Raw genomic sequence first — 18,477 nt, 5'->3', positions numbered from 1 at the left:
TGTATTGTACAGAGCAGGATTAAGAGAAGGGAGTCATACGATATGACAGATAAAGTATTTGATAACAATCAAGTAAGTATTGCAGGCGAGGTAATGACTGATTTTGAATTCAGTCACGATGTATTCGGGGAAGGCTTTTACATTTTGGATGTGTCCGTAAGCCGGTTAAGTAATTCCTATGACATTATTCCAATTATGGTTTCAGAGAGGCTTATCGATGTAAAGGCAGACTTAAAAGGTAAATATGTGGAAGTAAATGGGCAGTTCCGTTCCTACAACCGGCACGAGGATAATAAAAACCGTTTAGTGCTCTCCGTATTTGCCAGGGAAATTAAAGTTTGTGAGGAAGATATGGATGGTGTAAGACCTAATTATATCTTTTTAGATGGTTATGTTTGCAAGCAACCGATATATCGAAAGACTCCTTTAGGCAGAGAGATTGCAGATATTTTACTGGCCGTAAATCGTCCTTATGGCAAATCTGATTACATACCATGTATCTGCTGGGGCAGAAATGCAAGATTTGCAGAGAATTTTACCGTTGGCGGACACATACAGGTTTGGGGCAGAATCCAAAGCCGTGAATACCAGAAGAAAGTGGCTGAAACTGATTATGAGAAACGGGTGGCTTATGAAGTTTCGGTCAGTAAGCTGGAGTATTTAGAAGAATATTGATTTGGATTTTTTTTGACTGTATTATATCGACATGTTATATAGATAGAATCCTTGATAAAATCAGCGTTTTAGGGTATCGGGCAAGCCGCAGTGATGATATGTTTCATATGCTTAGATTCTTCGCCTGAATTCACTAATGCAGTATTCATATGGTAAAGCAAGAGTAAAAATCACAAACTCCTCGCATAGCTCGTCAGACAGTGTGATTTTTCCTCTTAAACCATATGAATACTGCATAAGTGAATTTTTCAGGTGAAGAATGATGCGCATATGAAACATATCATCACTGCGGCTTTTTTTCTATACTGTGAGCTGATTTTATCAAGGATTCTATTAATGATTCTCTTAATTATTTTTTTGTTATGATCCTATTTTTTTTAATCGAATTAATAATCTAAGGTAGATGAACGGACTTAATATTTAAAGCTTTTAATCTGGTTCTATTCTAATCTTATGCAAGTTTTGTTCAGAAACTGCTTCAACTGCTAAAAAACTAAAAATATCTGTCATATTGTATGTGAAAGTAACAAATTAAAGCATGTTTTTAAGAAATTGTGTTATTCACAAAAGAAAAAGGAAACAGGTAACAGGAAAAGTTGGAAGCGGGGATGAGTATGACAGATTTTATATTGGATTATGATATGTTAGAGGAGGTCGCAAACCATTCCAAGTCCCTGGGAAAACGGGCTGATGAATATGCCGCTGACTTGGAAAGAAAATTAATAAGCGGGATTGGAACTGTTACCGGACCGTCCTCAGGATATTTGCTCAGTGCAAGTGATTTGATAAGGGATAAGATTAATGCTTTGAAACAAAAATCAGATGCGTTCTATCAGTTTGCAGAACAGATTATGAAACTCCTTGAAGTTGCGGAACAAATGGATCAGGAAGTAGCAGATGCTATTACAGGCAGGAGAGGGGAGCTAGAGCACCACAAGTCCCTAAGGATAGAGGACTGGAAGGCAAAATTAATTGGGTTATTGGTGGACATCAAAAATGGGTCTCCGCCATTATCAACTATTGCAGATTTGTTAGGAGGTATGGCTGCCATCCACGAATCTCTGGAAGATTCCATAAAGCATTGGTATGAGACCGAAGCTGGTAAACGAAAAGGTAAGGGAGCAGCAAGTAAAATAGAAATTCATAACAATATAGCCAGAGTAGCAGCAACAGGGGTAGGTGTTACCAGTTTGTTTCAGGGGAAGGAATTTGAATTATTTAATTATGGTCCCATGAGCTTTTCTAACTTGAATAGTTGGATAGGAAATGGTAAGGTAGAGTTAAAGGATAATAACAAAAAAGTACATTCAAATGATTCTGTGGCTGACGGGTTAGGTAATACAGTTGCAGGCTTTCGACAACTTGAAATGCAGGATAATAGGAGCGTAAGCGAGGCGGAAGTCATATTTATAGCTGAAATGGAGTCCATTGGAATGACTTTTGACAAGGCTTATGACTTAACCGTTGCATTAAGAGTAAATAAGGGGATATTAACCAAAAAGCAGTATCGTAAATTTGGGTTTGCAGATGATTATGGTATGACATTAGCAGAACTACAATATAGATTGGTCCAAGAAGGTATGACGGTTGAACAAATCGATTACTTGAATTCCAGTGAAAGGCTGGCTCAGGCAGTAACGATGTCCATAGGAATGCTGGTAACTGCCGGGGTTAGTGTACGGGGGTCAGGAAGTATTGCGAGAAGTGTTAAGAAGACGATTAATGTTAGTAAGCAGCCACCAGGATATGTGAATACTTGTTTTGTTGAAGGGACATTAATATTAACTGAAGGAATGTCCAAAAAGATAGAAGACATAAAAGTCGGTGATTTGGTTTGGTCTGAAAGTATTGAGACAGGAAAAAGTGGCTTTAAGAAAGTAATTGAATTATTTAGGCATAATCAAGATTACTTTATCTATATACACATTGTTGGCAACGTGATTAAGACTACCGCTGATCATCCATTTTGGGTACAAGGGAAAGGATGGATTCTTGCTGGAAATCTCCAAGTATGTGATTTGTTGAAAAATAATCATGGTGACATAGAGGCAATCAATTTTATTGAAATAGTCAAATTACAAGAACCGGTTATTGTGTATAACTTTGAAGTAGAGGATTGGCATACATATTTTGTTTCAGAAAACAATATTTTAGTTCATAATAAGTCAAATTTGTACGATAAGTCAGGATGGATAAAGCATGATGTATATAATGAGATAAGAAACAGATTTGGACAGAAAGGTGCTGATAAATTTGTTGATTCCATGAATAAGGGTCTTGTTGGAGCAGAAGGTAGTAATGGAATCAAGATGTTATCTGGTAAAGGCAAAGAAATTGGTGGTATATATTATCGATATGAAGTAAAGGTAAAGGGAGGATTTGGTGATTCTAGAATATTAGGAAATTATGATTCTAATAGTGGACAAATAATATTTGATGTTTTTATACCAAATGCACATTAAATCATGAAACTACTCATAACGCAAGGAGGCCATAATGTTAGATGAACTAAGGGGATTAGTGGAAAAAAACAAATTAATAGAACAGGCAAAACTACTTTTTTCAAAAAACATGGAACAATACAAAATAGAAGATGAGGAAGAATTTCGAAGTTATTTTGGGTCATATAAGGAGGATAAATTAAATATCTGGCTTGATTCTATTTCATATAAAGTACATAATTGGCCAGAGGGAGATTATAACTATATTATGATTACTTTTCAACTTAATTATAATAATAAAATAGTTGGTAGATATGATGCATGTTTTTTGTTAAATGGTGAGTTTGAAAATGATTATTTTGTAATGTATTAGTTTTTTGATAAGATACGATAATATACCAAATTTGGAGGAGTCAATGGATTCTCATATAGCTTACTACAAACACGATGAGGGTGCATTCTATGTAAGAGGAGATGAGCAGAACGTTTTGGATCGATTATCTGAAGTAACTGCTTACAATGTTTTGTAAAGCAAATGGAAAACTTTGCTGAATAGTAGCTTGAGGAGTGTAGGTGTCATAGCCTACGCTCTGATTTAAATTATTATCATGAAAGGGCATTCGATATGAATATTATAAGTATTATAATATATAAAGCATTAGCCATTCTAATGTGTATACCTATAATACTAATTTGTTTTAATAATTTTAAGTATGTAATTTTCTGCAATACTAAAATAGACGGTATGTGTAAGATAAAAGAAATACATTCCGGGAAAGGTGGACGTTATTATGTTTTATACTTTACATATATGTGGAACAATTTAAGTTATACTGAAGAGACTAAAGATCCAGCTACAGCTATTAGAAAGTTACCTAAAGGGTTAGCTGAGACTGGAGTGTGCAAGATATACATAAATCCAAAGAAACCGGAGTCAATAAGATTGCGTAGGATTTATGTATTTGATTTATTCCTATTATGCGTGGGTGTCCTATTTGCACTCATTGCATTAGGAACGTTTTTAAAATAAATTCGGAGAAGACGATAGCTGAAGCTCAGAAAGATATTGGTAATATGTGTGTATCACCAATGGTAGTATCCTATACACGTACACCGCTGATTGTGTACGAAACAGTGAATACTTCTAGTACGGGAATCAGAAGTCAAGCTATGCTAGAGAGCTATCAGGCGGCGCTAAATCAAGCAATGGAAGAAGTTTCTTCTCTATCTCCAGGAAGATATTTTGGAACTTATGGCAACTGGGAAATCGGCATAGGATCTTCAGTTTGGAGGTTTTTAGATGTTTATGTTATGGCTTTTTGGCAGCAACATTAGCAAGGCTGACAACGGGAGTTGTTTATTCTGATGATGGAGCGTGGGATTATAATAAATTTCCGGCAGAGCCCCTTGATTTTATGAGGTTGTATTTCAGATTAGATTATATAAACGAATATAGTGATATTGATACTTTATTGGGTTGCTCCATAGGAGGTAAAAATGGATAATATAATTTGGGATTTTTATAAAGGGTATGAAGGAGAAGGTGAAATTCAATTTATACAGGTATTTGACAATGATAATAGAAATATCATAAGAATATGGGATGGATATTTTGACGACATCATGGGAACAATTGAGCCAGAGGCAAGTGGATGGACTGGCTTGGCGTATTGTTATAACCTTGTTGAAGGATGGTATGATGAAAGTCCATGGCAAATACCTAATCTTATGAATGCATATCAGCAGATTAAACAAACTGAAAATACAAAATTTAGATTTTCCGACTCTAAAAAGGTAACAGATGAAATTTGTAATCTTCTGAGTAATGCACTTGACAATGGAAATTGTGTTTATATTGCAAGAGAATAAATTGAATTTTTTTAATTATATTTTTTACAGCCTGAATTTTACCCTGCATTTAAATTTAGGATAAGATTCATTAAATTATCGGATACAAACGGGTGTATAAAAAAGATAACAAACCAGGTTATGAAAATATAAACATAGATTTCATGAGAAATTAGAAAGCTAGTTTTGTTTGTAACAGAATTATTTGAACTGAATTTATTAACTATTCTGGGAAACCACTTCTTTATTACCAGAAATAAAAGATAACCGAAATAAGCTCCAAGGGTATTGGTCCATAAATCATTAATATCTGTACAGCGGAAACAAAAGAGCTGCAAGGTTTCAATGGCAAATGATAAAAGAAAACCAGCGAAAACAGTTTTTGTCATATTAAACCGCTTCCATAATAGAGGTAATAAAAACCCAAAGGGCATAAATAAGAATACATTATTGACATACTGCTCATAATACGGAATTATTCCATCAAATAGCTTAAAACTAATATTCACATCCATATGAATTGTTAATATAGATGGTATCCCCGTCACGATAAAAATCCCCGCCATTAAAAAACAAAACGCAAAAGTCCCGATTTTATGATAAACGGAAGAAGAAATATGATTCATATATTTAAGCATTAATTGCAGTAATAATAACAAGGGTAATATAATAAGAAAATTAATTGAAGCCTTTGTAATTAAAATCAAAAGAAACACACTTGCCACCTCCTTACTTGTTTCGTTTCATTGATTGTATCAAAATGAGTTCTTAATAGCCATTGAGAACTGTTTAATAAAAATTAAGATATTATGAACCTTAATTAAGTAAATCTTTATAAGAATGAATTATTTCATTACATTACAACTAAAAAAGATGTAATCATCTTAGTTTATAAGTAAAGTAAAGCCGCATAAATACTATCTACTAAATAGAATCTCTGACTGCTCTGAAATACTATCTACTAGAAAGTATCTATTAAATACATTCAGCTAAATAGTAATTACATATGTACATTCATAATATAAATTTTTACTTGTCAGCATCAAATTACATTTGACGCTACATATTTAATTGTTGCTATTAACAAGATAAGGTACAGAAGATGAATATATGAGCTGCCGAGAAAATAACAAGAATAAACGTCCTGTATAAATCCTGGTATAAAACATTAAGATAATCAGCTTTGCTCAAAGTCTATCATAAATCCAGGGGGTGGGTCTTGCGTATTTACAGTGAATTGAAAAAATCCTTAGAGTTTCTTATGCTTTGGAAATCGTGCCAGCTTAGGCAGGACAAACTGTCTGACGAAAGCGCGCCAGCGCTTTTGGAGTTTTTGCCCTGCCTAAGCGTTTTAAACGATTCCCAAAGTATTAGAAACTCAAGGATTCTTTCCCGAACTGTAAATACGCAAGACCCACCCCCTGGATTTCCAGCATACCCACGGCAAAGCGTCCGTCATCCCCAAAGTGCCGTCATCCAAAAAACGTCCGTCATCCATAATCGCCCACCAAAAAAATTCATATTGACATCCAATCCCGTTAATGCTAAGATGTAAAAAAGAATTATGGTAGAAGCTTTACATAAAATTAAATAGATGATTTTTTGGTAGAGGCGCATTTTTTAAGAGTACAAAGCAGGATATGGCAGACATAAGAGAATGCTTTGGAAAGGAAAAGATGCCGAAATTAAGGTAAAACTGCAATACCTTAGTTGGGCATATGGTAAAAAACCATATGACTGTCATCAATTTATTGATGGAGTGCTGCCTAAAGAATGTAAGCCGGTATAATTTGCACACTGTTATTGTTGTGAAGAAAAAGGCATACAGAAAATTCTTTGGCGTCGACTCATGGTCGGCTTTTTTTATTTCATGACTTATAGAAGCAAAAATATCAGGAGGTGCTGTTATGGCAATATTTAAAGGAGCTGGTGTTGCAATTGTTACACCGTTTAAAGAAAACTTGGAAGTAAATTATGATAAACTCGGCGAGTTGTTAGAATATCAGATTGAAAATGGAACAGACAGTATTGTAATCTGCGGAACGACCGGTGAGGCTTCTACCTTAACCCACGAAGAACATTTAGAATGCATCCGCTTTACTGTAGAAAAGGTAAACAAAAGAATTCCGGTTATAGCAGGAACGGGTTCTAACAGTACGGATACTGCCATATATCTATCCACAGAAGCCAGAAAATATGGTGCTGACGGACTTTTACTGGTTACACCTTACTATAATAAAGCAACCCAGAGAGGTTTAAAGGAACACTTTACGGACATTGCAAAGGAAGTTGATTTGCCTATTATCCTCTATAATGTACCTGGCAGGACAGGATGTAACCTTCTCCCGGGAACCGTTGCCAGCCTTGTAAAAGAAGTGGATAATATAGTTGGAATTAAGGAAGCCAGTGGAAATATATCTCAGGTGGCAAGCCTTATGCACCTGACTCAGGGAGATATCGATTTGTATTCCGGTAATGATGACCAGATCGTACCATTGCTATCCCTTGGCGGAATCGGTGTTATATCCGTATTATCCAATATTATACCAAAAGAAACCCATGATATCGTGGCAAATTTTCTGGAGGGAAATGTTACCTTAAGCCGTGAGCAGCAGTTAAAATACATCCCATTAATAGATGCTTTATTCTGTGAAGTAAATCCTATTCCCGTTAAAAAAGCAATGAATCTTTTGGGCTTTGAAGTGGGAGGCTTAAGAAAGCCCCTTACTGAGATGGAACCGGAGAATACACAAAAACTGGTGAAAGCAATGCAGGAAAATGGCTTAAAACTAATTTAGTTTATGAAGCATAAAGCTACCTTAACAGAAAAAGAATAAAGCCTATAACTTACAGCAAAAAATAGCATAGTATAGAAATGAAGGGTTGTAAAGCTTTATTTATTGGGGTATATTATATATAAGTATAAATAATTGTGCTTAACAGCTTACTGTGATTATTATAGCTTACAGAGCTCAATTTGTAGCTTGCAGAGTTCAATTTATAGCTTACAGAGCTCAATTTGTAGCTTGCAGAGTTCAATTTATAGCTTACAGAGCTCAATTTGTAGCTTGCAGAGTTCAATTTATAGCTTACAGAGCTCAATTTGTAGATTGCAGAATTCAATTTATAGCTTACAGAGTTGGATTTATAGCTTACAGAGTTCAATTTATAGCTTGTTGGACTAATTTATAACTTAGGTTACAGGGTATCAGGATAATAATAGAAGGATTAGATTCGAAGCAGTATGATAAGAGTAGTTAAACAGTAAGAATACACTTGAGATAATTATCGTAGGATATAGAAGTTTACAAAGGATTACCAGGAGGACAAAATGACAAGAATAATTTTGCGTGGCGCAGGCGGCAGAATGGGTCAGGAGATTACGAGACTTATAAAAGAAGACGAACTGGCAGTTATCGTAGCCGGTATCGATTTAAATCAAACCGGAGGAAGTGAATATCCTATCTTTACATCGTTTTCGGATTGTGATGTTGCAGCAGATGTTATTATTGATTTTTCATCACCCAAAAATCTGGATGCAATGTTACAGTTTGCAGAACAAAACCAGTTACCCATTGTACTTTGCACAACAGGTTTATCGGAAGAAGACCTTGCTATGGTTCATGACGCTTCACAGAAGATAGCAATATTAAGGTCTGCCAATATGTCCGTAGGCATTAATACGGTAATAAAATTATTGCAGACGGCGGCACAGGTATTAGCAGAAACCGGTTTTGATATTGAGATCGTGGAAAAGCATCACAATCAGAAGTTGGATGCCCCTTCCGGTACGGCTCTTGCTTTGGCAGATGCTATGAATCAAGTGCTAAAGGAAGAGTATGACTATAATTTTGACCGTTCTTCACAACGTAAAAAGAGAGAACCTAAGGAAATCGGCATTTCAGCAGTCAGAGGCGGTACGATAGTTGGCGAGCACGAAGTTATATTTGCCGGTACGGATGAAGTTATTGAAATTAAACATACCGCATATTCCAGAGCAATTTTTGCCAAAGGTGCCATTCATGCAGCTAAATTTTTGACTGGAAAAGCACCCGGCTTGTACCAGATGAGTGATGTAATTGGTTAAGGTGCGATACTATATAAGTCTTAAAAAAGGTATCATACGTAAAGTTTATGTGTAAGAACTTTAATTGATTTATTATAATCTGTCCAAAGCAACTATAAAGAAAGAGGAAAAGTATAGATTAATTCTTACTTTTCCTCTTTCTTTATAGTTGCCGGTATAGTTCCTTTAATTAATTAATAATTGATATTTTTTATTGATTTCTTATAGATTATCATATCGATTTTGTACCATATGTTTAAGTATATGTTGTAGGTATTGTTATAAGTATTTGGTATAGATATATGGTATATGTACTTGGTATAGGCATTTTTATGACATATCGTATAAACTTTTCGTGCCGATTTCCGCATAGATTCTTTAAAAGGAATTCATATGAACTTACTACCATGAATTTTCGTATGAATATTTTTTGAAATTTGCCAGGTGTTTGAAAGAATTCATATTTTTGTAAGAAAATTGTTAAAGGTATGACACACATATAACAAGGTATAGCACTAAAGTAAATTCCAGCGTATAACAAAGGAGGAATTTAATTGAAAAAAGGTATTATGAAAGTAAATGGGCAGCATTACAGTGAAAGTTACTATAATAAGAGAAAGATAAACTTTGGAAGATTATCCTATATACTGGGAGTGCTATTAATAATCTGCCTTTTACCGGTAACCGGCGTTCATGCGGCTTCCGGACTTGCTTTATATAATTACCAGACAAAGCAAACGGTTTCGTATACTGGGCAGCAGGTAACCTATGCCTGTAACGGAAAAACCATTCCGTCTAAAAATACACCGGGGATAATAATTGACGGTACTTCCCTTGCACCTTTTATGGAGGTGTTTGTCAAATCGGAAATGCACATAAAATATAAGCTTGAAGAAAAGAATGGTAAACTTACCCTTACCAAGGGGAAAACAGTTATCGTTATGACCTTAGGCAGCAAGACCGTATTCGTTAATGGGAAAAAAGTTACGGCACCGTTGGCACCCGTAAAGATGAAATACATAGGGCAGAAGGTATCAAAGATTTTAGTTCCGGTAAGGTTTGTGGCAGAAACCTTCGGATATTCCTACCAATGGGACAGTAAAACTTCAATCGCCTCCATGAAAGACGCCCTGAACCTGAATTATAATAATAAGAATATTACTTATGCCGGCACGAAGGGAAAGGTAACGGTTGAAAATAGACCGGTTCAATTAAATTCCATACCGGTTATCATCGTTGACGATACGGCCTTGCTTCCTGCCTGGCAGGTATTTGCTAAATCCTCCATTAAGGCAGGTTACTCTTATGATAAGGGCAGCAAAAAAGTAACCTTAACTAAAGGTGATGTCAGTATAGAGATGACAATAGGAAGCAAAACTGCATATGTGAACGGGGCTGTCAAAAGAATGGATACGGCACCTTTATATGTAACAAACCGAAGCAGCCAGGAAGCCTGTGTAATGGTACCCGGCAGCTTTGTGGCAACAACCCTTGGATACGGTTATAGCTGGAATGGAGGAACGAAAACTTCACAGATAACTGCGGGAGTTACTAAGAACGGAGATGATAAAACCGGAGAAAACAATACGGGTGGGAATCCAACCGACACTCATACGGAACCGGGTAGGATCGTCCCTCCGGATACAACTCTTTTCAAATGGGAGATCCTTCCGGAACTTTCAGAAAACTATAACATAGCCAATCAGGTAATAACTACAGCCGAAGTTTCAGAGGACAGGGATACGTTATCGACTATCGACTCCATAAATTTAACAAAAGGATTTAATGCAGCCGACGGAAAAGAGATATATACCATACAAGCGGCGTCCCCTATCGGTAAAACCACAATAAAAACGGAAGGGAATCTGCTAAAACTTCATATAAATAATTCCTATGTGAATATAGCACCATACAACCCAGGTGGGTTTCTTGCCGGGGAGGTCAGTACGTTTTTTAACGCGCTGGATAATTCCAGTGAGATCAGTATGTATTTATCTGATGCTAAAGCAAAATATCAGGTGACTTTATCGGAAGATCAATGTGCGCTGATAATAACCCTATATCCCAATTATATTAATGAAGTAACCGCAGGCAGAAAAGACGGAAAAGAATATTTAACTGTTTCAACCATGAATAAAATGTCGGTTACCTTAACGGAGAATGGCAGCAGCCTCATTTTACAGTTCCCTTATACGGTTAATGGCGTGGGGGATAAGATTTCAGGCTCCTCCCTGGAAGCTATAAATACGGTAACTAGTGCTAAAATTAATGATTACATGTCAGTTATAACTTTAAAGAGGGCATCTATAGCGGACTATCGGGTCGAGCAGACGGACACCAGTTATACCATCTATTTTACTGGAGATAGTACGAACAATGAGGAAAATACCGGCGATTCTAAGTCAAGTCTCCAGTTCAGGCTGCCGGAAGGTATTTTTTACAACGATATCACTACGGAAGATCGATATCGTTATTATCAGAACCAGATAGCAATTCTGCTTCCCGGCAATTATGAAGATTTTTATGCCGAGAATCCGGTTACTGCTAATTCAGAAGTAGTGCAGGACGTATCCGTATCATACATAAATAATTTTACGGAAATAGTAATAGATACGAAAAAATTACAGGGCTTCAGACTAAGTGAAACAACAAATGGTGTAAACGTCATTTTAGGTAATCCCAGAGATATATACCAGAATATCGTGCTGTTAGATCCTGGACACGGCGGGAATGCAACAGGAGCCACCGCTACTTTAAACGGCGTTAAAATCCTGGAGAAAAATTTAAATCTTGCAATATTATATACCCGGGCTCAGAAGTATTTTAACGCACCGGATTCAAAGATAAAGGTATATTATACCAGATATGGGGATGATGTCAGATATTCTAATATAGATACTGAGAATTATGACAGGGCGGCTCAGGCAAAACGCATCGGAGCGGACTTATATGTCAGCCTCCATATGAATTCCTATAACGGTCAGACCCCGTCAGGAACAGAAGTTTATTATAATTCTTCCAACAACGCACCGGTTGAAAGCGGTCTGACCAGTAAACTACTTGCTAAAATGTTTTTGGACTCTCTTACGGCTAATATGGGTACCGTAAACAGAGGAGTAAAAGATAAATCACTGGTAGTTACCAGGGAAAATACAGTTCCTGCAGTGCTTATAGAATTAGGTTTTATATCAAACCAACAGGAATTAGCAAACCTGAATGATGATGCATTTCAGGAAAAGGCAGCCAAAACTATATATGATACTTTATGCGAGGTGTTTGAAACCTATCCGACAGGAAGGTAATCTGGCAGGTTATTTAAGAATCTATCAGCGTTATATTTGATTTGAACAGAAGATGGTAAAGAGAAATCAGGCGGTAAAGAGTATCAGTTTACTGCCTGGTTTTATGTATAATAGACAAAAACCATGTAGAATATGCAAGTACTATTGTAAAACTTAGGAAACGGTATATAATGAAATTTGTAATAAGCAATTTGTTACAGTAACTGTTAACCGTGAACTATTAAAGGAGGATTTAAAATGAAACATGTTCAGGAGAAGGTTTATTTGACAGTAGCAAAGCAGGCTTATAGAACAATGGGATTACCAATGAATACAATCAGTACATCAATAAAAGGAAGAAGGAATCTGCTTATTGAGGTACAAGCATTGGGAATTTTTTAGTCATCCGGACGGAACCTCCTAAAAGGTGGTGATAGTATGGTCACGTATGATTCTTTATTCCTGATGCTGCAATTTGGCATGATGCTTTTAGCAATGCTTACCTTTATTGATAACCGGAGTGGTAAACGAAGAAAATAACCATAATGTATGCATGAATACCAGTAATAAAAGATACGGCAGCACAAATACATAAGCAAACGAAATATTGCGAAAGATGGACTGTGACTTGTGCAAGAGAATTTACAGAGAATCAAATAAAAAAACTTAAGAAATGGGAAACGGGAGGTTTATGTATACAGCATACTTATCACATTACTATTTGTGTAAAAACTCTAACTTTAACTTAAAAGAATCATTAGCTTTCAACTTAATTGGTAAAAATGTGAAAAATTTGTGAACAGTTTATTTTTGTTTAATTGTTCACAAATTTTTCGCATTCTAAGAGTACCATATATTTGATAGAGTTAAGTTTATATAAGGAGGAGAAAGTCTTGATAGAAGTTAAGAATTTAGTCAAAAAGTATGGGGACCACCTGGCAGTAGACAATTTGAGTTTTACGGTCGAAAAGGGTCAGATACTTGGCTTTTTAGGACCGAATGGGGCAGGTAAGTCCACTACTATGAATATTATTACAGGTTATATATCAGCCACAGAAGGTTCTGTAGTAATTGATGGTCATGATATTTTTGACGAGCCGGAGGAAGCAAAAAAACGCATTGGCTATTTACCGGAATTACCGCCTTTATACCAGGATATGACTGTCAGAGAATATTTAAACTTCGTAGCTGATCTTAAGCTGGTCAAACGATCAGAAAAAAGTAAAATGATTCATAAAATTATGGGTATGGCGAAAATTACAGACGTATCGGAACGTCTGATCAAACAATTATCCAAAGGTTATAAACAAAGAGTTGGTTTGGCTCAGGCCATGGTAGGATTTCCGGACGTACTAATATTAGACGAGCCTACCGTAGGATTAGACCCAATGCAGATTATTGAAATCAGAGATTTGATAAAGAAATTAAGCAAAGAACATACCATAATACTAAGTTCCCATATCTTATCGGAAGTCAGTGCGATTTGTGATACGGTAATGATTATTAATAAAGGTAAATTAATCGTCAGCGATACACCGGACAATCTATCCAAACATATTGGCGGTTCCAATGGATTACACCTATTAATTAAGGGAACCAGGGAAAAGATTAATGAAGCCTTATCTGATATTGAAGACATTACTAAAATAGAATATGAAACCAGAACACAAGACGGAACCATTAAATTAACCGCATATTGCAATGAAGACAGTGATATCCGTGAAGCAGTATTTTATGCTTTATGCGATGCAAAATGTCCGATTCTTAATATGCAGTCCTCTAATATGTCCCTGGAAGATATCTTCCTTGAAGTAACCCAGACGAGGGGTAAGAATAAACAGGCCAAAGCAGGGGTAAGAAAGAAATTCATGCCTGCAAAACCAGAGGAAGAGACTCCTTTGGCTGGCGTAGCTGCGAATACCCAGAATCAAGAAAATGACAATGAGGAGGAAAATTAAAGATGCTGGCAATTTATAAGAAAGAATTAAAGTCTTATTTTACATCGATGACCGGGTATGTGTTTATCGCATTCTTTTTAGTTATCATCGGTATATATTATGTAATTTACAATATGATTCAGCTCTATGCGAATTTTGAGTATGTATTATCTGGAGTATCTTTTATATTTATTTTACTGGTACCTATATTGACCATGCGTCTTATGGCAGAGGAAAAAAAGCAGAAGACAGATCAGCTTTTATTTACCTCACCATTACCGGTAGGTAAAATTATTGCAGGTAAGTTTTTTGCTGTATTAACGGTATTTTTAGCTGTTATGGCAATTATATGCCTGTACCCTTTAATCCTATTACAATTCGGAACCCTGTCCTTAAAAGTAGCTTATGGTTCCATACTTGGGTTTTCCTTATTAGGAGCGGCTTATATTGCGATTGGTCTGTTTATTTCTGCTCTTACCGAAAGCCAGGTAGTAGCAGCCGTGGTATCCTTTGTAGTGATACTGATTACCGCTTTAATGGACAGCCTTGTGAATCTGCTGCCAAAAGATAAAAAGTCAGCCTGGATTATCTTTACCATTATCGTCATTGTAATCTGCTGGGTTATTTATATTATGACACATAACCTTACCATATCCCTGATTATCGGAATTGCAGCGGAAGCTGTACTTACCGCAGTGTATTTATTGAAACCAACCTTATTTGACGGTTTAGTATCCAAAGTATTTAATTGGTTCTCCGTAATTGCAAGATTTGATAATTATACCCAGGGGGTACTAGATTTATCCTCCGCGGTTTATTTTATCAGTGTAGCATTCCTGTTCCAGTTCTTAACGGTTCAGGCAATTAAGAAGCGCAGATGGAGCTAAGGAAGGGAGAGAGATAAGGTGAAAGATATGAAAAATGAAAATCAGGATAAATTAAATCAGGATAACCTGAATACAGATAACCTGGATAATTTCAATCAGGAAAATCTTGACCAGAACGAGTTCGGTCAGGAAGAAGCAGAACAGGAAATAGCGGACCAGGAAACAGAGAATAAAGTAAGTCTGGGGGATAAAATCAAAGCCTCCTTTACTTCCAGAAAATTTAGAGGCGGTGCTTATGCAACTGCAATTTCTGCTATTGTTATTGTAATGATTCTGGTGGTTAATATTATTGTGACAGAATTAGGTCTTAAAGTAGATATTAGTAAAGAAGGGATGTATACCTTAACCGATGTTACAAAAGATTATGTAAAAGATATTAAAGATAACATAACCATATATTATATGGTTCAAACCGGTAAGGAAGATAAGACCTTTAAAGAAATCATAGAAAAATACCCGGCTCTATCCGGTAAAATCAAACTGGAATATAAAGATCCGGTACTATATCCGAACTTTGCCTCTAAATATACGGATGAAAAAGTGAATGATAACAGTGTAATCGTTGTCAATAATTCCAATGACAGAGCAAAATATGTGGATAACAGCAGTATGTACCAAACCGAGATTGATTATCAGACTTATCAGACCAACGTAACCGGAATCGATGTGGAAGGTCAGATTACCTCAGCTCTTCAATATGTCACCACGAAGGATCTGCCGGTTATGTATACCGTGGAAGGTCATGGGGAAACTGCTATCGGTACTACCCTTGCCTCTTCTTTGGCTAAAGTAAATGTAACAACCAAATCATTGGCTACTTTAACCGTAAAGAGTATCCCAGATGACTGTTCCGTCCTTTTTATTGGCGGACCGCAAAAAGACTATACCGAAGGTGAAGTAGCCATGATTAAGGATTATCTGGCAAAAGGCGGAGATGCTATTGTTCTTGCAGACTATGCGGCTGAAAATCTTACTAACTTTGACAGCCTTATGAGCTATTACGGAATCAGTTTTGTAAAAGGTATTGTACTAGAAAGCGAACAGGGCTTTTATATGGGACAATATGTGAATAACCTGGTGCCAAGTGTTAAGAGCCATGATATCACCTCTGGCATTATATCCAAGAATGCCTCCGTTGTAGTTCCTTCTGCAATCGGTATACAGACACTGGATACCAAGAGAAGCACCACCCAGATCGATCCTCTCCTTACTACTTCTGACAGTGCGTATTCTAAAATTGATGTACAGTCAAATACCGTTGAAAAGCAGGACGGGGATATTAGCGGACCCTTTAATCTTGGTGTTGCTATTACAGAAAAATTTAATAATGTCGAATCTAAAATAGTGGTACTTGGTTCTACTTTAATGCTTGATGAACAGATGATGTCTTATCCCTCCATCGGTAACCTGGATTTAATGTTAAATTCCATTAACTTTTTATCAGATCAACAAAGCAGCCTTGCGATACGTACCAGAAGTGTAACCCAGCAGTATCTGACCATGAACGCAGCACAGGTTAATTTCTGGGCAATCCTTATCGTTGTAATAATTCCGGTATTTGTACTTGCATTTGGCGGATTTATCTGCATTAGAAGGAGGAAAAAATAATGGCAGGCGGTAAGAAAAAGAAAAGCTTCACACTTATCATATTGCTGATTGTTATGATTGCTTTACTTGGAGCCTGTTTTTGGCTGATTAAATATAATGACAAAAAGGCGGCCACGAAAAGTGAAGACTCTACTGCTGAGACTACAACCATAGCCAATGTTAACGCAGACTCAATTACAACCATCCATTTTAAAAATGCAGATGGTGAGATGACACTGGTAAAAGGTGATGATAAGACCTGGAAGAATTCCGAAGATGAAGCTTTTCCCTTAAATCAGACGAATGCAGAAAATATGGCGAAAGCCTTTACCGATTTGACCAGTTCGAGGACCATAACGGAAGGCATAGAGGATTTATCTGCTTTTGGTCTTGACAAACCAGTGGTATCCGTAACCGTAACCGACAAAGATGGTAAAGAAACCAGTATTGCACTTGGCAGTGAAGCACCCGTAGCCGGCGGCTATTATGCAGTGCTAAACGGTGAAAAGAAAGTAAATATTGTAACGGCAGGATTTTATAATAGTTTTAACTATACGGTAACCCAAATGACGGCAGTGGAATCCATACCTGCAATCACGGCGGCTAATATTACTCATCTGATGGTGGAAAATAAAGATAAGCCTGGCTTTGAAATTTTATTTGATGCAAATAAAGCCGCCGACTTTGCCGGTCTGACCAAATGGACAATGAGACAGCCTTATAAGAAGCCTCTTCCGGCAGATGCGGATGCAGTTAATACATTATTGGCAAACTATTCAGCGCTTACCTATACCTCCTGTGCAGACTATAATGCAGCGGATTTAAGCAAGTACGGTCTGGATAACCCGGCAGCAACGGTTACCCTGCAGTACTATGAAGAATACACGAAGGATTCTGCCAAAGATGGAGATAACAGTACCAGTGAAGGTAATACCAGTGATAATAATACGAATGATGGTAATACGGCAGATCAAAAGGAAACAGAGAAAACCAGGATTAATTATAGTTTAGATCTCCTGATTGGCTCAAAGACTCCCGAGGGTGATTACTATGTAAAATCTAAGGATTCCAAAGCAGTTAATACTATGAGTTCTGATATGGTGGAAAAGATGATAAACATTGACGCCTACAGTAACGTCGACCACTATATTAATCTGGTCAATCTGGATTCCATTCATCAGGTAGATATTAATGTAGGAGGTAAAACCTATACTATAACTACGGAAAAGGTCCCCGCAACCTCAGATGAATCCCAGTCCGGTGACGATAAAGAAACCACAAATTACTACTTTAACGGCACCAAATCAGATGAAGATGCTTTTAAAGGGTTGTACCAGAAGATAATATCACCGGTTACAGAACGTGATATACCTGCAGAATATTTTAGCAGTAACGCAGACCAGACTCCTTATATGACCTTAAAATATTACCTCAATGACGGAGGTACTATTGATATTTCTTATAAACCTTATGATGACAGTTATTATGTGGTTAATTCAGGTGGCAATGAATATTTCCTGACGGATATGAGAGTAGTTAATGATATAGCAAAAGAACTGGAGACATTCACCGGTAAAAAATAAGCAGTTTATCTCCTACAAAAAAGAACCTGTTGAGCTTTATGTTAAACAGGTTCTTTTTTTACGTAAACCCGCTGTTTTGGCTGTCCAGTGGTAAATATTAACTAATTAATTTTGTTGACATATTCTTAAATACCACGTATATAATTGTAATACAAGCAGTAAAAATTAAAAG

Annotated in this window: 15 protein-coding genes and 1 riboswitch; of the genes, 14 read left to right on the top strand and 1 reads right to left on the bottom strand. The window is 36.5% G+C overall.

The window, feature by feature from the left end; genetic code table 11:
• The first annotated feature begins 42 nt into the window (after positions 1-42).
• The 5 genes from QA584_RS21860 to QA584_RS21840 all read left to right on the top strand — a co-directional run bounded on the left by QA584_RS21860 (position 43) and on the right by QA584_RS21840 (position 4,985).
• The gene (locus QA584_RS21860) at positions 43-675 is read left to right on the top strand and encodes a single-stranded DNA-binding protein (RefSeq protein ID WP_278271225.1); all 633 of its coding nucleotides are present in this window, start codon (positions 43-45) and stop codon (positions 673-675) included.
• Positions 676-1,289: 614 nt separating this feature from the next.
• Positions 1,290-3,137 carry a polymorphic toxin-type HINT domain-containing protein gene (locus tag QA584_RS21855; RefSeq protein WP_278271224.1) on the top strand — a complete coding sequence of 616 codons (1,848 nt, stop codon included), beginning with the start codon at positions 1,290-1,292 and terminating at the stop codon, positions 3,135-3,137.
• 34 nt (positions 3,138-3,171) lie between these two features.
• Entirely contained in the window at positions 3,172-3,489 is a 318-nt protein-coding gene (locus tag QA584_RS21850) for a hypothetical protein (protein ID WP_278271223.1), read from the top strand.
• 913 nt (positions 3,490-4,402) lie between these two features.
• Positions 4,403-4,621: a hypothetical protein gene (locus QA584_RS21845; RefSeq protein WP_278271222.1), complete on the top strand. Its 219-nt coding sequence runs from the start codon at positions 4,403-4,405 to the stop codon at positions 4,619-4,621.
• Positions 4,614-4,985: a hypothetical protein gene (locus QA584_RS21840; protein WP_278271221.1), complete on the top strand. Its 372-nt coding sequence runs from the start codon at positions 4,614-4,616 to the stop codon at positions 4,983-4,985. The genes QA584_RS21845 and QA584_RS21840 overlap by 8 nt, the downstream gene beginning before the upstream one ends.
• Before the next feature lie 38 nt (positions 4,986-5,023).
• Here QA584_RS21840 and QA584_RS21835 read toward each other — a convergent pair whose 3' ends face one another.
• Positions 5,024-5,680 (bottom strand): VanZ family protein, encoded by a 657-nt coding sequence (locus tag QA584_RS21835; protein WP_278271220.1) that lies wholly within the window; start codon positions 5,678-5,680, stop codon positions 5,024-5,026.
• A gap of 882 nt (positions 5,681-6,562) precedes the next feature.
• Positions 6,563-6,737: riboswitch (Lysine riboswitch) on the top strand.
• A 134-nt stretch (positions 6,738-6,871) separates the two neighbouring features.
• On the opposite strand from QA584_RS21835, the gene dapA reads away from it, so the two are divergent.
• The 9 genes from dapA to QA584_RS21790 all read left to right on the top strand — a co-directional run bounded on the left by dapA (position 6,872) and on the right by QA584_RS21790 (position 18,305).
• Positions 6,872-7,762: a 4-hydroxy-tetrahydrodipicolinate synthase gene (dapA, locus tag QA584_RS21830; RefSeq protein WP_278271219.1), complete on the top strand. Its 891-nt coding sequence runs from the start codon at positions 6,872-6,874 to the stop codon at positions 7,760-7,762.
• Between the two features lie 533 nt (positions 7,763-8,295).
• Complete coding sequence (gene dapB / locus QA584_RS21825) at positions 8,296-9,051, top strand: 4-hydroxy-tetrahydrodipicolinate reductase (RefSeq protein WP_278271218.1); 756 nt, start codon at positions 8,296-8,298, stop codon at positions 9,049-9,051.
• Positions 9,052-9,584: 533 nt separating this feature from the next.
• Entirely contained in the window at positions 9,585-12,332 is a 2,748-nt protein-coding gene (locus QA584_RS21820; protein WP_278271217.1) for an N-acetylmuramoyl-L-alanine amidase, read from the top strand.
• A gap of 237 nt (positions 12,333-12,569) precedes the next feature.
• A complete protein-coding gene (locus QA584_RS21815) occupies positions 12,570-12,713 on the top strand; it encodes a hypothetical protein (RefSeq protein ID WP_278271216.1) in 144 nt (47 codons plus the stop codon).
• 36 nt (positions 12,714-12,749) lie between these two features.
• On the top strand, positions 12,750-12,851 hold the full coding sequence (locus tag QA584_RS21810) for a putative holin-like toxin (protein WP_278271215.1): 102 nt from the start codon (positions 12,750-12,752) through the stop codon (positions 12,849-12,851).
• A gap of 353 nt (positions 12,852-13,204) precedes the next feature.
• Entirely contained in the window at positions 13,205-14,269 is a 1,065-nt protein-coding gene (locus QA584_RS21805; RefSeq protein ID WP_278271214.1) for an ABC transporter ATP-binding protein, read from the top strand.
• A 2-nt stretch (positions 14,270-14,271) separates the two neighbouring features.
• A complete protein-coding gene (locus QA584_RS21800; RefSeq protein ID WP_278271213.1) occupies positions 14,272-15,135 on the top strand; it encodes an ABC transporter permease in 864 nt (287 codons plus the stop codon).
• A gap of 27 nt (positions 15,136-15,162) precedes the next feature.
• The gene (locus QA584_RS21795) at positions 15,163-16,743 is read left to right on the top strand and encodes a GldG family protein (RefSeq protein WP_278275220.1); all 1,581 of its coding nucleotides are present in this window, start codon (positions 15,163-15,165) and stop codon (positions 16,741-16,743) included.
• Positions 16,743-18,305 carry a DUF4340 domain-containing protein gene (locus QA584_RS21790; protein ID WP_278271212.1) on the top strand — a complete coding sequence of 521 codons (1,563 nt, stop codon included), beginning with the start codon at positions 16,743-16,745 and terminating at the stop codon, positions 18,303-18,305. The genes QA584_RS21795 and QA584_RS21790 overlap by 1 nt, the downstream gene beginning before the upstream one ends.
• The last annotated feature ends 172 nt before the right edge of the window (positions 18,306-18,477 follow it).

Origin of the sequence: Anaerocolumna sp. AGMB13025 (assembly GCF_029689925.1) — a bacterium.
GTDB lineage: Bacteria > Bacillota > Clostridia > Lachnospirales > Lachnospiraceae > Anaerocolumna.
Note: the sequence above shows the minus strand (reverse complement) of the source record. Positions and strands in the feature narration are given on the sequence as shown.